Source organism: Methylobacter sp. (assembly GCF_004322395.1).
Classification (GTDB): domain Bacteria; phylum Pseudomonadota; class Gammaproteobacteria; order Methylococcales; family Methylomonadaceae; genus Methylobacter_A.
The window spans coordinates 1-14,935 of sequence record NZ_SCTW01000006.1; the positions used below are offsets into that span (position 1 = coordinate 1).

The 14,935-nt window shown below is 51.0% G+C and carries 13 protein-coding genes; 12 read left to right on the top strand and 1 reads right to left on the bottom strand.

From position 1 onward, the window contains the following. The first annotated feature begins 822 nt into the window (after positions 1–822). The 10 genes from EPO18_RS00365 (at position 823) to EPO18_RS00410 (ending at position 13,091) form a co-directional block, all read left to right on the top strand. Complete coding sequence (locus EPO18_RS00365) at positions 823–2,757, top strand: HAMP domain-containing methyl-accepting chemotaxis protein (protein ID WP_292428936.1); 1,935 nt, start codon at positions 823–825, stop codon at positions 2,755–2,757. A 9-nt stretch (positions 2,758–2,766) separates the two neighbouring features. Further along, the gene (locus tag EPO18_RS00370; protein WP_292428939.1) at positions 2,767–3,315 is read left to right on the top strand and encodes a chemotaxis protein CheW; all 549 of its coding nucleotides are present in this window, start codon (positions 2,767–2,769) and stop codon (positions 3,313–3,315) included. A 393-nt stretch (positions 3,316–3,708) separates the two neighbouring features. Further along, complete coding sequence (locus tag EPO18_RS00375; protein ID WP_292428942.1) at positions 3,709–4,293, top strand: hypothetical protein; 585 nt, start codon at positions 3,709–3,711, stop codon at positions 4,291–4,293. Beyond that, positions 4,290–5,030: an oxygen-binding di-iron domain-containing protein gene (locus EPO18_RS00380; RefSeq protein WP_292428945.1), complete on the top strand. Its 741-nt coding sequence runs from the start codon at positions 4,290–4,292 to the stop codon at positions 5,028–5,030. Before EPO18_RS00375 ends, EPO18_RS00380 begins: the two co-directional genes overlap by 4 nt. Before the next feature lie 218 nt (positions 5,031–5,248). Continuing rightward, positions 5,249–6,085: a CheR family methyltransferase gene (locus tag EPO18_RS00385; protein ID WP_292428947.1), complete on the top strand. Its 837-nt coding sequence runs from the start codon at positions 5,249–5,251 to the stop codon at positions 6,083–6,085. Between the two features lie 22 nt (positions 6,086–6,107). After that, a complete protein-coding gene (locus tag EPO18_RS00390; RefSeq protein ID WP_292428950.1) occupies positions 6,108–6,617 on the top strand; it encodes a chemotaxis protein CheD in 510 nt (169 codons plus the stop codon). Further along, positions 6,614–7,684, top strand: coding sequence for a protein-glutamate methylesterase/protein-glutamine glutaminase (locus tag EPO18_RS00395; RefSeq protein WP_292428951.1), 1,071 nt, complete (start codon positions 6,614–6,616; stop codon positions 7,682–7,684). The genes EPO18_RS00390 and EPO18_RS00395 overlap by 4 nt, the downstream gene beginning before the upstream one ends. 62 nt (positions 7,685–7,746) lie before the next feature. Beyond that, complete coding sequence (locus EPO18_RS00400) at positions 7,747–9,096, top strand: porin (RefSeq protein WP_292428953.1); 1,350 nt, start codon at positions 7,747–7,749, stop codon at positions 9,094–9,096. A 254-nt stretch (positions 9,097–9,350) separates the two neighbouring features. After that, positions 9,351–9,917 carry a response regulator gene (locus EPO18_RS00405; protein ID WP_292428956.1) on the top strand — a complete coding sequence of 189 codons (567 nt, stop codon included), beginning with the start codon at positions 9,351–9,353 and terminating at the stop codon, positions 9,915–9,917. Positions 9,918–9,965: 48 nt separating this feature from the next. Further along, the gene (locus EPO18_RS00410) at positions 9,966–13,091 is read left to right on the top strand and encodes a hybrid sensor histidine kinase/response regulator (protein ID WP_292428959.1); all 3,126 of its coding nucleotides are present in this window, start codon (positions 9,966–9,968) and stop codon (positions 13,089–13,091) included. Between the two features lie 257 nt (positions 13,092–13,348). Here the strand turns inward: EPO18_RS00410 and EPO18_RS00415 are convergent, their stop codons facing one another. After that, a complete protein-coding gene (locus tag EPO18_RS00415; RefSeq protein ID WP_292428962.1) occupies positions 13,349–13,732 on the bottom strand; it encodes a hypothetical protein in 384 nt (127 codons plus the stop codon). 303 nt (positions 13,733–14,035) lie between these two features. Between EPO18_RS00415 and aroQ the strand changes: the two genes are divergently transcribed. Together aroQ and accB are read left to right on the top strand one after the other, a co-directional pair. Continuing rightward, complete coding sequence (aroQ, locus tag EPO18_RS00420; protein WP_292428964.1) at positions 14,036–14,482, top strand: type II 3-dehydroquinate dehydratase; 447 nt, start codon at positions 14,036–14,038, stop codon at positions 14,480–14,482. A 5-nt stretch (positions 14,483–14,487) separates the two neighbouring features. After that, positions 14,488–14,925: an acetyl-CoA carboxylase biotin carboxyl carrier protein gene (gene accB, locus EPO18_RS00425; RefSeq protein ID WP_292428967.1), complete on the top strand. Its 438-nt coding sequence runs from the start codon at positions 14,488–14,490 to the stop codon at positions 14,923–14,925. Positions 14,926–14,935: the final 10 nt, after the last annotated feature.

Below are 14,935 nucleotides of genomic sequence, written 5' to 3' on the forward strand. Positions count from 1 at the left end.
CTCGCCTTCGGGGGCGAGACCCCGATTCAAGCAAGTGTCGCGGCAGCGACTCCTTAAATCACAACGTAACGCATCCCAGACGGCATTCCTTGGTAGCACGTGGGAACGAGACAATTTATTTTAAAAAATTCTGGCTATGTTTTTGATTAACAAAGAAATGCTCTAGAGGCGCAGGGAGCAGTTGCCGAGAGGAAAATCAAAATAAGGAAGCTTGTTCGGCATTCATTGCCAAACCTGACGCCATTCAAAAATTTTTTCCATCAATCTTCTTTTCAACATCCACACCATTAACCGAAAAATAATTAATTTATTTCAATATGTTAAGACAACGAACGGTAATGTCGATCAATTAGAGAAAAAACGACATTTTCGATAATAATGATTTAAACGATCAAAACGATAAAAACGATTGACTAAATCGATATAATCGCTACACTCTTCACCAAGATCTTCGGCTGTACGTGGTCAAGAATAATTTTTGACAAGTATTTTTATAGTTCCGGTCGGTTGATCCTGTGGTGCCGGACATGTCGGGACGAGCGGCTTAATCGCTATGTTTTCAGCTCATTCACGCATGATCATCCGCGGAATGACCGTATCGGATGGATTTCATTCAAGGCGGCGGTATCGCATGAGTTGATGTGTCGAGAGAGTAGTTGCTCGGATAGAGCGCGAGAAGAGCCGGAAGATGGCGGGAGTTGCAGTAACAAGTTAATAGAGTGCTCAAGCAGTATGTAGGTTGTTAAAGCAGGAGGCCAAAGCGTTTTTCTTTATCAACCTACTTTTTTGTTAAACAAATAATAATTTTTGGGGAAGACAATCATGAATAATTGGACGCTAAAAGCAAAACTTATAGGTTTATTGACAGTGTCTTTAGCGGCGCTGATCCTGGTTGGTGCGGTCGGATGGATAGGACTGGAAAATACCTCGGCCTCGTTGTCCGAAGTGGGTAAAAACCGGATGCCGTCAGTGCTCGGCCTGGAAATTATCAACGAAGCGCAAACGGCATTACGTTCAAACGACCGCAAAGCCGCTCAATATGAGAACGACTACAAAGCGCAAGACCAGTTTGCCCAGGTATTAAAAGAAAAAAGCGAAGTGTGGCAACGCGTCGACGAAGGGTTCAAAATCTACGAGCCGCTGCCGCAAACTGCCGAAGAAGCCGAAATATGGAAGCAATTCATAAAGGACTGGAATGCATGGAAGGCGATCGAGGCAAAACTCGACGAGACCATCACGGCGCTGAGCAAGAACACCGACGAGCAAAAACAGAAAGCGTTGTTCGTTGTTCTCTATCAACAACTTTACGATTCAAGACCGTTGTTTGCCAAAGCGGAATCCACGCTCGATAAAATTATCGACATGAACATCACCTATGGCAACGAAGCCGTGGCAGCCGGAGATACGCAAGTCGGCTCATCAAAAACGATAATGCTGGGTTCGGCCTTTGGCCTACTGGTCGTCTTGGCGCTGTTCGGATTGTGGATATTGCGCAGCATCTTGCAACAATTAGGTGGCGAGCCGGCCGTAGTAGCCGAAATCGCCAACAAAATAGCGGTCGGCGATCTGTCCTCAGCTATCGCATTGAACGCGAATGACACCAGCAGCGTGATGAGTGCGATGAAGCGCATGTCAACTGCAATCCAGGCGCTGGTTTCCGACGCTACCGCCCTATCGACTGCCGCCGTCGAAGGCCGCTTGGATACTCGCGCGGACGCCAATAAACATCATGGCGACTTCCGCAAAATCGTCTCCGGCGTAAACGATACGTTGGACGGCATCGTAGGGCCGGTAAATGCCGTTATGGCATCGCTGTCGGCAATGGAGCGCGGGGACCTGACCCGTGCTGTGGATGGCGATTATCGCGGCAAGTTGAGTGAATTGCGCGACATAGTCAACAACACAATTGACAAGCTTTCCGGCGTGATCGGTGAAGTGCGCAGTGCAGCCGATGCACTGTCCGGCGCCTCGGAAGAAGTCAGCGCCACTGCTCAAAGCATGAGTCAGGCAACCAGCGAGCAGGCCGCCAGCGTCGAGGAAACCAGCGCTTCGGTCGAACAGATGTCGGCTTCGATCAGCCAAAATACTGAAAACGCCAAAGTCACCGACGGCATGGCGACCCAAGCCAGCAGCGAAGCCGTGGAAGGCGGTGCAGCCGTTAAAGAAACTGTCAGTGCGATGAAGAGTATCGCCGGCAAAATCGGCATCATTGACGACATTGCCTACCAAACCAATTTGCTGGCATTGAACGCAGCGATTGAAGCGGCCAGGGCCGGCGAGCACGGCAAAGGTTTTGCGGTGGTTGCGGCCGAAGTGCGCAAATTGGCCGAACGCAGCCAAATCGCCGCGCAAGAAATCGGCGAATTGGCCGGCAGCAGTGTCGAAATGGCCGAAAGCGCAGGAAAGCTGCTCGATACCATCGTGCCTTCGATCAAAAAAACCTCCGACTTGGTGCAGGAAATCGCGGCGGCTTCCGAAGAACAATCCGCCGGCGCCGGTCAAATTAATACGGCAATGGATCAACTGAACCAGATCACCCAACAAAACGCCAGCTCGGCCGAACAATTGGCCGCGACTTCGGAAGAAATGAGCGGACAGGCCGCACAGCTACAGGAATTGATGGCGTTCTTCACGGTAGGAGATGTTGCCGGTGCGGCGCTTAAAGCGCCTAACGTCAAACCCTTCAAACCTGCGCTGAAAAAAGCGGCGGTTGCGAGACATGCAGTGCCTAACGAAGCCGAATTCGTCAGATTTTAGGAGGCGGACATGAATGCAATCGCACAAACACTGCCGACTATGGCCGACAATCAGGAACTTGAGGAACAGCAGCAATACCTGACTTTCATGTTGATCGGCGAAACCTATGCCATCGGCATATTACGGATCAAGGAAATCATCCAATACGGACAACTGACCGAAGTACCGCGGATGCCGGATTTCATCCGCGGCGTGATTAATCTACGCGGAGCCGTGGTGCCGGTCATCGACTTGAGCGCCCGCTTCGGCAAGCAGCCTACTGCGATCGGACGCCGCAACTGCATCATCATCATCGAAGTGACAATGGGCGACGAAACCCAGAATGTCGGGGTGATGGTCGATGCGGTGAATGCGGTGCTGGAGATTCCGGCTAGCGAGATCGAACCGGCGCCGACTTTCGGCACCAACATCCGCGCCGATTTTATTGCCGGCATGGGCAAAATCAACGGCAAGTTTGTGATCATCCTGAACATTCAGCATGTGTTGTCGATGGATGACATGGCGTCGCTGGCCGGAGTAAGTTCCAGCCCGGTTGCCGAATTGGCGCAGACAGGATGACTTGGCCCGAAGAGCGCGGACTGTTTATTAAAGCACTCTGCGCTCTACCGGCAGGACAATCATCGCGCTATATGAAAAGTTAACGCCGTTAGTTAAATCTCCGATCGGGAGCAATGCCGTTAAGTTAAGAAAAACGCTCCCTCTCCTGTTGGAGAGGGTCGGGGTGAGGAGAATAAAAATAAGGCAAAAAGCTTTATTTGATCCCCTCAACCTAGCCTTCTCCCTGAGGGAGAAGGAACTGTCCATCCTTAACTTAACGGCATTGCGATCGGAAGATGGTATCTCCCTACCGCCGTAGCGCGATTGCCGAACCTTGGATTACGTATTGCATGATGGCGATAAAAGGATGTTATTCGCAGTGACTTTTATAAATGACTCAAACACAAAGCGCCGATGAACGAATTAAAAACTATTGCAAAAATCAATGAGGAAATCAAAAGCATTGTTTACGCTGCGGAAAACATCAGCCTGACGGCAACCAATGCGATGCTGGTCGCCAGGCAAGCAGGCGTTAATGCCGTGGGATTCAACGTGGTTGCGCGTGAACTGCGGATGTTTAGCGAGACGATGGCCGCTGCGATGCAGGGATTATCCAGGCTGATTTACCGGCAAGTGATGGTCACAGCAACCAAGCGGCATCGGTTGCGCAATGTGGTTTTGCTCACCCAGACCGGAACTTACGGCAAGTTGGCAAAAACGCGGATCGGCCCCGCATGCGCGCGCAGCCAAGCCGACATACAGGAAATGGAGCGGCTTATTAGAGACCTGCTCCGAGAATTGCGGGTCACCATGAAACGGACTGCAAAACAATGCGCCACCGGCCTGGTCATTGCCCGTTCGGCCGGCATTGAGGCCGCTCACGGAGGCGCGATGACGCCGATATTGCGCCAGATTGCACAAGGTGTGGAAGAGGTTGTCGGCAATATCGCCGAGACCGTTAAAAAACTTGAAGCACGATTGACAGAGACAGGGTTATGAAAAAGGCGACAATTATTTATCAATCCGGACAACACCAATGGATTGCCATAGCCCGAGACCCGGAGCGGCCTAATTACCTGATCGATACCAACGAATACCTGATTACCGACGGCAGCACGGCACTGCTGACCGATCCCGGCGGTTCGGAAATCTTTGCGATGGTGTTCGCGGCGATCTGCGAAGCCTTCGACCCGGCGAATATAAGCGCGCTGTTCGCATCCCACCAGGACCCGGACATCATTTCGTCGCTGTCGTTGTGGCTGGATTTTAAACCGGAACTCAAATGCCACTTGAGCCGTTTATGGACAACCTTTGTTCCGCATTTTGGCGGCTCCGACCAAACCCTGATCGGGATTCCCGACGAAGGTTCGGTAATTGCTGTCGGCAAGCTGAAACTGCAAGCCGTACCGGCGCATTACCTGCATTCCTCCGGTAACTTCAATTTATACGACCCGGCGGCAAAACTGTTGTTCTCGGGCGATATCGGTTCGGCAATGCTGCCGGAAGAGTTGAACGCTTTATTCGTTAAAGATTTTGACCGGCATATTCACTATGCCGAAGGTTTCCACAAGCGCTGGATGGGATCGCCGGAAGCCAAGCGGCTGTGGTGCGAACGGGTAGCAGTTATGGATATCGACATGCTTTGCCCGCAACACGGCGCCATTTACCAGGGCGCAGACGTTGATCGCTTCATCAATTGGTTTTCGGAACTACAAGTGGGCTCCGGCTTGCTATGAGCAGCGCAACGGTGACTCTACCTCGTTTCCACGCGCTATGCGGGGGACGAGTAATCAGGAGTGCAAGCTTTGCTTGCGATTGCAGGCAAAGCCTGCACTCCAGCAGTAGCCTTGAGCCTTTGTGCAGCCAGCCAAACTGATTCGGGTCCCTGCGTAAGCTATAAATAACGATGAGCGCCGGAGCGTAGGAACGATAAAAATAATGGGGATAAATAAAAATGACAGCATACGCACTTACCAAACCTAATCTTGCTGCCGCAGTGTTGCAAGACAAGGAATTCACACAATTTCGCGATTTGATCTACCGCATCGCGGGCATTAATATGTCGCCGGCCAAGAAGCCGCTGGTGACCAGCCGTCTGGCAAAACGGCTCAGGCACTACGGGCTTACGAGCTACGGCGACTATTTCAAAATGATTACCGCGGACAACAGCGCAGAGGAATTGCAAATAGCGGTGGATTTATTGACCACCAACGAAACGCATTTCTTCCGCGAACCCAAGCATTTCGACTTTCTACGCCAACGCATTTTGCCGGAACGCAAACCCGGCACGCCTTTTCGCATCTGGAGCGCCGCTTGTTCGAGCGGCGAGGAGCCATATAGCATTGCGATGCTGCTGGATGACGCATTGGCTAATGCGCCGTGGGAAATCGTCGCTTCCGACCTGAGTACGCGGATGTTGGAAAAGGCGCGCACCGGGCTTTATCCGCTGGAGCGCATGCTTGAAATTCCCAAGCCTTATTTGTCGAACTACTGCCTTAAAGGCACCGGCACTCAGGAAGGAACGTTACTGATCGAGCGCAAACTGCGCGAACGCGTGCGGTTCATACACTATAACCTGACTGAAGCCCCGCCTAAACTGGGCGGATTCGACGTGGTATTCCTGCGCAACGTGATGATCTATTTCGACCAGAACACCAAGCGTCAGGTTGTATCGAGCCTGCTGTCGCTGTTGCGTCCCGGCGGCTATATCCTGATCGGCCATTCCGAAACGCTGAACGGCATAAGCGACGACGTACGCCTGGTACAGCCGGCGGTTTACCGGAAGCTCTGAAATGGTAAAGCCGGCGAATCCTTTGGATATATTTCTTCATCCCGGCGACTATTACTTCGCCGATCGGGATACCCGCATCCGCACGATACTGGGTTCATGCGTCGCGATGACTTTTTGGCATCCGCAGTTGTTGGTCGGCGGCATGTGCCATTACATGCTGCCGGAACGCGGCAGCGAGCATAAATCGGGCAATCGACCTGCTCCGGACGGGCGCTTTGCCGATGCGGCAATTGCCCTGCTGCTGGCGGAAATCGATACCGTCGGCGCGCCCTATCGGGAGTACCAGATCAAGTTGTTTGGCGGCGGCAATATGTTTCCTAAAAACGGCAACACGACCCAGCTCGGCATGCAAAATATCGGAGCCGCGAGGCGGCTGGCCAAACATTATGGCTTTACCTGTGTAGCCGAGTACCTGGGCGATTTCGGCCACCGCAATATAATTTTTGAAGTCTGGAGCGGCGAAGTATGGGTCCGGCATAGTCAGATATTACCGTTAACCGAATATGAATCGATAGACAGGAGCTTAGGATGACGCAGATTAAGGTATTGATCGTCGACGATTCCGCAGTGGTGCGGCAGGTATTGACAGCAAATTTGTCTCAGGATCCGGGCATTAGCGTGATCGGCGCCGCTTCCGACCCGGTATTCGCAATGGCGCGCATGCAAAGCCAATGGCCCGACGTGATCGTGCTGGATGTCGAAATGCCGCGCATGGACGGCATCACCTTTTTGAAAAAACTGATGGCTGAGCGGCCGACGCCGGTAGTGATTTGCTCGACACTGACCGAAAAAGGCGCGGAAACGACGATGCAGGCGCTGGCGGCCGGAGCGGTCAGCATCGTCACCAAACCCAAAGCAGGGCTCAAGCAATTTTTACAGGATGATTCGGAAGGCTTGATCAGCGCAGTCAAAGCCGCCGCCCGCGCCAACCTGCGCCGGCTGGGCACAGCGAACGCGGTATCGGTGCAGGGCAAATTAACGGCCGATGCGATCCTTCCGGCCGGTGCGCATGCCATGGCGGAAACCACCGACCGGGTGGTCGCAATAGGCACCTCGACCGGCGGCACGCAAGCTCTGGAAGTGGTACTGACCGCGCTGCCGCGGGTCTGTCCCGGCATTGTAATCGTGCAGCACATGCCGGAAAAATTTACCGGCGCGTTCGCCGACCGCTTGAACACTTTGTGCCGGATTGAAGTGCGCGAAGCCGCCAACGGCGACCGCGTGCTGCCGGGACACGCGCTGATCGCGCCCGGCGGGCGGCACATGCTGCTAAAGCGCAGTGGGGCGCAATACCATGTCGAGATCGTTGATGGGCCGCCGGTCACCCGCCACCGCCCTTCCGTCGATGTGTTGTTCCGCTCGGTCGCCAAATGCGCCGGTAAGAACGCGCTGGGCATCATCATGACCGGCATGGGCGATGACGGCGCCAAAGGCCTGAAGGAAATGCACGACATGGGCGCGCGTACCGTGGGACAAGACGAAGACAGTTGCGTGGTCTACGGCATGCCGAAAGAAGCGGCCAAACTGGGCGCTGTGCACAAGGAGCTACCGCTGGGCCGGATTGCTTATGAGATCGCGGCATACGGCAGCGGCCGATGATGAATGCCCACGCACTGACAATAAATGAATTTGACGATGCCTTGATATAAGGGAGCACTGACATGAAAATCTTTAGTCATAAAACAATGATTGCGGCAGCAAGCAGTCTTTTATCGATCAGCGTTAGCGGAACTCATGTTTATGCAGATTCAGGCATGGTCGAATCGCTTACGGAATTTGCCATTAACGAAACCGATTTGTTGAAAGATAACGGCGTAGTGGTCGGCGGCTGGGCCAATGCCGGTATCACCTATAACGCGGCAAACCCGGCCAACAACTTCAACGGCCCCGTTACGTTCGGCGACCGTTCCGGCGAATTCCAGTTGAATCAATTAAACTTGTTCGTACAACGCGCCGTAGCGACAGAAGGCGACGCATGGGATTTCGGCGGACGTGTCGACGCCATGTTCGGCACTGATGCGATTTTCACCCAGGCTTACGGCGTTCCTGCGTTTGATGCGAATACCGGATTGCCGTTGAACCGAAGCCATTGGGACTTGAATCTGCTCGGCGCTAACGACAATCGTTTTTACGATATAGCCCTGCCCCAAGCGTACGTCAAAATTTATGCGCCAGCCGGCAATGGCTTAAATATCAAGGCCGGTCATTTCTATACACCGATCGGCTACGAAACAGTTCCCGCTCCCGACAACTTTTTCTATAGCCATGCCTACACCATGCAATATGGCGAACCGTTCACCCATACCGGTGTGATGGGCAACTATACGGTCGATAAAAACTGGTCCGTTATGGGCGGCGCTGTAACCGGTAGTGCAACCGGGGGTTGGGACGGCGGCTGGGATAAACAGTTGGGTAATTGGGGCGGCTTGGCAGGCGTTATCTGGACCAGCGACGATAAAGTGAGTAGCGCTAATATCAGCGGTACTTATGGCGGTACTTCAGAGCAAAGCAGCCAATCCTGGGGCTTATACAGTATCGTGTTGAAGCACAACATTAGCGCTAAAACGCACCTGGTTTTGCAACATGATCATGGCTATGCCAATGGCGTATTGCTGGGCGGTATACCTACAGATACTGAATGGTACGGCGTCAACACGCATTTGACCTACGACATTAAGGATAACTTGGCTGCGGGGATCCGCGCCGAATGGTTCCGCGATCAAAACGGATTCAGGGTCTGCTCTCCTGCGCGCGTGGCGGCCGCTACCAATAGCGCCGGAACCAGTTATGCGATCGGCGGCCAAGTTAACAACAGCACTTGCAATGCCGCCAGCTATTACGCGATCACGGCCGGGTTAAACTGGAAACCGGTCAAATGGCTGAATATCCGCCCGAACGTTCGTTATGACTGGGTCGATGGCAATATTTCGGCAGGAGGGCGCTACCGGCCTTTCGGCAACGGCAAGCAGGATCAATTTTTGTTTTCGACCGATTTTTCGATCAGTTTCTAATGAGCCGTCAAAGAGGGCACGTTCGTATTATCAATGTCGGCGCAAGTTTGAGCCCTAATAGATTTAAACGATATATTCGATAAAATCGATTGACCAGTTAAACTTTATGTATTATATAATAGTCTTATATATCCCTTATATAACGGCAAGAAAAGAAATTGATACGCTCAAATTTCGCGAGCTATTTAAATATCGATCTATACCTTGACCTATTAAATTTAAAATTCTATTAACCGATAAGGAATCTTTCCATTATGGCAAGTAATGACAATAAGTCTTATCTAACACCCAGCGAGGCCGCCAAGCTATTGATGGTGTCGCCGATTACTGTGCGTGCGTGGGCTCAAAAAGGTTTGTTACCTTCCGAGACAACGCCTGGCGGGCACCGCCGTTTTCTGCGCGAAAGTGTAGAGCTGTTTGCCAAGCAGTGTAAAACAGCGCCAAAACGTAACGATTTGCGGATACTGATCGTAGACGACGACAAACAAGTCGCCGGATTCCTCGTCGAATGGCTGACCGGCTTGGATGAGCCGTTTATAGTCAGTTCCGCAGTCGATGGATTCGAGGTTGGCAGCAAAGTGCATACTTTCGAGCCGGACATCATTCTGTTGGACTTGATGATGCCTGGGCTGGATGGATTCGCAGTCTGCCGGCAGATCAAAGCCGACCCGGATACCAGCGATATTCGCGTGATTGCGATGACCGGCCATCCGAGCCCGGAAAACCAGCAGCGTATCCTTGAAGCGGGCGCGGAAATCTGTATTGCCAAACCGCTGGACACCAAATTTCTGCTTGGGTTACTGAAAGCCGACTTGTCGTAACATTTCGGCTACACCCCCTTATCTTCCAACAGCTTGAAAAGGTGGCTCATGGATAAGCGCATTACCCTCTTCGTATCGGGCATGTTGGCGGATATGAATCGTTACTGGATGTTGCTGGCATTGTTGGCTGCTGTGGCGATTGCGTTTTTTTTGACGCCCGGCACTTATTTCGAGATGGCACAGCGCGACTTCCTGCCTTTGCATACCTTGCTGGAATTTTCCTCGGTTCTGGTCGCATTGATGGTATTTGGCGTGACTTGGCACAGTTTGTCGCCAACCCGTTCCGCCAACATAACGTTGCTGGGTTGCGCGATGCTGGCCTCCGGCTTGCTGGATTTTGGCCATACGCTGTCTTACAAAGGGATGCCTGATTTTGTTACGCCATCCTCTCCCGAAAAGGGTATCGCTTTCTGGCTGGCGGCCAGGTTGACTGTTGCGACTGCACTCTGTATCGCCTCTTTCATGTCTACAGACCCGCTACGCAAACCGCAAATCCGCTATGTACAGTTGTTGGTCTATTGCCTGTATACGCTGCTAATCTACTGGGTAGTGCTATTTCATGAATCGGTTCTGCCGCGCACCTTTATCGAAGGCCAAGGCTTAACGCATTTTAAGGTGGCTTGTGAGTGGGGCGTTATCGGCCTGCTTGCTATTGCTGCAAGCCGTTTTTGGCGGCGTACTTGCGATGCTGCGGATATCCACAACCTGAAAACTTATTTTTTTGCCGCCGCTGTGGTCTTTATCATGAGCGAGGTGTTTTTTACTCAATACAAAACCACGAGCGACGCTTTTAATGTATTGGGCCATCTTTATAAAATAATTGGTTATTTTCTGCTGTACCAGGCCGTATTTGTGACTACTATTCAGGCCCCTTACCATGAAGTCGAGCACCAGCAAACGCGGTACCGGCAATTGTTCGAGAATATGACCTCCTGCGGCGTGGTTTACCAGTCGGTTGATAACGGCAGCGATTTTATTTTTCTGGAAGTCAATCACGCAGCCGAACGCACTGAAAAAATGGCCCGGGAAGAATTTATAGGCAGACGGCTGGCTGAGCTTTTTCCCGGCGCAGCTAATTCCGGCTTGCTCGATGTGTTGCGCCGGGTCTGGCGTACAGGCCAGACTGAACATTTTCCTGTTAAGTACTATAAGGATGGGCGCATTGCCGGCTGGCGGGAAAACTACCTCTATCGTTTGGCCGATGACAATGTTGTTTCCATCTACGATGACATCACCGAGCGCAAATTGGCGGAACAGGCGTTACAGGAGAGCGAGAAAAATTTTCGGGCGATTTTTGAAACGGCCGCCATCGGTATGTCGGAAGCCGACCCAGTGACCGGTAAGTTCTTGCGCGTCAATTTGAAATTCTGCCAAATGACCGGCTATTGCGCAAAAGAACTTCTCTCCAAGACCATTGAAACGATCACTCATCCCGATGACCGGGAAAAGAACATGGAAGACTGGGGACGCATGGCGCGCGGAGAGGTGCCTGAATACACGGCTGAAAAGCGCTATATTCACAAGGACGGCCATGAAGTTTGGGCGCATTTGAACGTAGTCGCCCTTCGCGATGAAAACGGAGTGATAGTTCGCACTCTGGGGGCTATTGCCGACATTACCGCACGCAAACAGGCTGAAGCCGACCGCCTCCGCCATGACCGTGAGTTAAAATCCATTTTCGACGCTTTACCCGATTTCTACTTCCATCTAGGCTCGGATGGAACCATCCTCAGCTATCACGCCAATCCAACAGCCATGGGTGAACTGCACGTGCCTCCGGAACAATTTCTTGGCCGGCGCGTAATTGATATTTTGCCGCCTGCGCAGGCGGAGCTGTTTGCTGTTAAGCTCGGAGAGCAACGAAGTAGCGGCAAGATAATTACTTTTGAATATCAGCTTACGGTATCCGGTGCGGAGCGTTATTACGAAGCGCGTCTAACCAATCTTGCCGATAGTGACGACATTATCGTGCTGGTACGGGATATCGTCGAGCGCAAGCTATTAGAGCAACAATTGCAGCAAGCGCAGAAAATGGAAGCATTAGGGCAATTGACCGGCGGAATCGCCCACGACTTCAACAATATTCTGGCTGCCATTCTCGGTTACTCCAACCTTGCTATGGAGCGGTGCGTATCCGACCCCTCGGATAAACTGGCCCGTTATCTGGGCGAAGTCATTTCCGCCAGCGAACGGGCTCGCGACCTGATTGCCAAGATGCTTGCTTACAGCCGGACTTCTTCGGCCGTGGCAAGCGTTCCCCTGGACATGGTTCCGGAGGTGGAAAAAGCCGTTGCCATGTTGTCCGTTGCCATTCCGGCAGGCATTGAAGTTGCTACTCACATCGAACCCTACGTTCCTTCAGTACGGATTGATCCGATTGAAGTACAACAGGTGTTAATTAATCTCTCCGTTAATTCCCGCGACGCCATTGGCGAACAGGGCCGTATCGACATTACGCTTGAGCGCGCCAAAGTTAAACACAGAGCCTGCGCGATTTGCCACAATATCATCGAAGGAGATTATGTAGCCCTGGAAGTGAAAGATAGCGGTAACGGTATTCCAGCCAATATACAGCAGCGTATTTTCGATCCCTTTTTTACGACCAAAGACATTGGCAAGGGCTCGGGGCTCGGTTTAAGTATGGTGCAAGGGGTCGTCATAAAAAACAATGCGCATTTACTGATAGAAACCGGCCCTGGTCAAGGCACTTCATTCAGACTGTTGTTTCCCTTTACGGAAGCAGAGGCGGTCAGTTCAGCAGCCCCACTTTCCATGCCGAGCGCGCGTATAACAGAGAGCTGGCGCATTTGGGTGGTAGAAGACCAAGAGTCTTTGGCTAGCTATTACCTGGAACTGCTGCAGGAACAAGGCTATCTGGTTACCGTTTTTACCGATCCTTCCGAGGCATTACGCGCTTTTCGGCTTGATTCGGACAATGTGGACCTGATTCTTACCGACCAGACCATGCCGCATTTGAGCGGCGCTGAATTGGCCGGTGCCGTGCTTGCCATAAGGCCGGAACTGCCGATTATTCTGGTCACCGGTTATAGCGAGACAATTAATGAAGAAGAAGCGAAACGCCTGGGTATTCGATGCTATTTGAGTAAACCTGTGGACGGAAACAAATTGTTGGACATATTGGCAGCAGAACTCCGCAGAAACGGCTATGCCTAAAGCGTCTATTTAGATTTAGACACAGCGTTTCCAGATATATCTCCGCAACGTATTAAAAACTGATGTTACGTAAGGATGGTTTTGTCCCGTTTGCCCCTGAGATCACTCGATACCTCCCTGTGCCTCGCCCTTCGGGTCCGAAAACCCGGTTCAAATAACGTCAATAAAAATGTTAATGCAATCTAAATTTCGAATAACTGCAAACATCAGGTACTAAAAAAGAAATCAAACTGATGGCGTGCCAAAGAGCGATAGATTTAGCTGATTGACGTTTTCCTTGAAGCATATTTTTTAAAATTCCAATTCCAAATTAGCTTCGCAAAAATTAAATTTAGCCTCCTCGGATTCTGAACCGTCGGCATAGGCGGCCTTAACATATTGATTGCAACCTTCATCGCGTTGGTGCTGGAATCCCAAACCAGCATCATGCTATCGCCTGCTGCAATGCCCTGCCCAATATCAAAATAACCCCAGTCCTTCTTATCCTCGGATACCAGAAGCTTGGTCATTTTGAACCGGGTATTATTGTGCACTTTAAAAGAATAATCCGAATCCTCTGCTATCGCATTACCGGTAACAATCGATCCGATAAGTAACGATGCAATAACTGTCAACGTGCCGCTAAAATTTCGAGCTTTCATGCTAATTCCATTGGTTGAGCCGCAACAATATGTTACGGATTTCAGTTTATATACTTGCAAAAAAATCATGTCAACGACTACAAAGATAATAGCCAATCAATGTATAAAATACTTTTAAATTCACTTGATCGGACAACATACAAATAGCTTTTATAATCAGCCGGTTTGTGTATAAGAACTCCAAACAGTTTGAATTTAGTTGCTATCTTTTACTAAAAACATAATATCTGGACAAAATCCCATAAATTGGGCAAAATTAGCAGCTGATAATGCTTTTTAACCCCCAACCGACTGTGCAGATTGATGGCAACAATTACCGTTCTAAATGGGCCGAATTTAAACCTGTTAGGCATTCGCGAACCCGGTATTTACGGTAATCAAACCCTCGCCGACATCAAGCAACATCTCGAACAAAAAGCAGCTGAACTCACACATCTGCTTAACTTTCATCAAAACAACGCAGAACACGAGATTGTAGAACTGATACACGAAGCTTACCAAGCCCGGATTGATTTTATCATTATTAACCCGGCAGCCTTTACTCATACCAGCGTCGCCATTCGTGACGCGCTGCTGGCAACCAAAATCCCATTTATAGAGGTTCATCTATCAAACGTCCATGCACGCGAACCTTTTAGAAAACATTCCTATTTCTCGGATATTGCCAAAGGCGTTATCTGCGGATTAGGCGCAACAGGGTACGAATTGGCCTTACTGGCCGCTCATCAGATATTAGCCGAGAGACACTAAAAACTATGGATATTAGAAAAATAAAAAAACTCATTGAAATTATCGAAGAGTCTGACATTGCCGAACTGGAGATCAAAGAGGGCGAAGAATCCATTCGCATCAGCCGTTATTCCGCTGCTCCTGCTGCTGTCGCCTATGCGCCTGCACCTGTTGCTACAGTACCTGCCGCGGCTGCTCCGGCAGCGGCGCCTGCAGAAGAGAAAATCGCCGGGCATGTGGTTAAGTCGCCGATGGTCGGCACATTTTACCGCTCCGCTTCACCGGGCACTAAAGTGTTCGCCGAAGTCGGTCAATCGGTTCAAGTCGGCGACACTTTGTGCATCATTGAGGCTATGAAAATCCTTAATCAGATCGAATCGGATAAAAGCGGCACCATTACTAAAGTTCTGGTTGAAAACGCCGAACCTGTCGAATATGGCCAACCCTTATTCATCATTGAATAACACCAAGAAC

Excerpts from the sequence above, each read along its gene's own strand:
- EPO18_RS00365 (WP_292428936.1), top strand. The coding sequence starts at position 823 with ATGAATAATTGGACGCTAAAAGCAAAACTTATAGGTTTATTGACAGTG.
- EPO18_RS00370 (WP_292428939.1), top strand. The coding sequence starts at position 2,767 with ATGAATGCAATCGCACAAACACTGCCGACTATGGCCGACAATCAGGAA.
- EPO18_RS00375 (WP_292428942.1), top strand. The coding sequence starts at position 3,709 with ATGAACGAATTAAAAACTATTGCAAAAATCAATGAGGAAATCAAAAGC.
- EPO18_RS00380 (WP_292428945.1), top strand. The coding sequence starts at position 4,290 with ATGAAAAAGGCGACAATTATTTATCAATCCGGACAACACCAATGGATT.
- EPO18_RS00385 (WP_292428947.1), top strand. The coding sequence starts at position 5,249 with ATGACAGCATACGCACTTACCAAACCTAATCTTGCTGCCGCAGTGTTG.
- EPO18_RS00395 (WP_292428951.1), top strand. The coding sequence starts at position 6,614 with ATGACGCAGATTAAGGTATTGATCGTCGACGATTCCGCAGTGGTGCGG.
- EPO18_RS00400 (WP_292428953.1), top strand. The coding sequence starts at position 7,747 with ATGAAAATCTTTAGTCATAAAACAATGATTGCGGCAGCAAGCAGTCTT.
- EPO18_RS00405 (WP_292428956.1), top strand. The coding sequence starts at position 9,351 with ATGGCAAGTAATGACAATAAGTCTTATCTAACACCCAGCGAGGCCGCC.
- EPO18_RS00410 (WP_292428959.1), top strand. The coding sequence starts at position 9,966 with ATGGATAAGCGCATTACCCTCTTCGTATCGGGCATGTTGGCGGATATG.
- EPO18_RS00415 (WP_292428962.1), bottom strand. The coding sequence starts at position 13,732 with ATGAAAGCTCGAAATTTTAGCGGCACGTTGACAGTTATTGCATCGTTA.
- aroQ (WP_292428964.1), top strand. The coding sequence starts at position 14,036 with ATGGCAACAATTACCGTTCTAAATGGGCCGAATTTAAACCTGTTAGGC.
- accB (WP_292428967.1), top strand. The coding sequence starts at position 14,488 with ATGGATATTAGAAAAATAAAAAAACTCATTGAAATTATCGAAGAGTCT.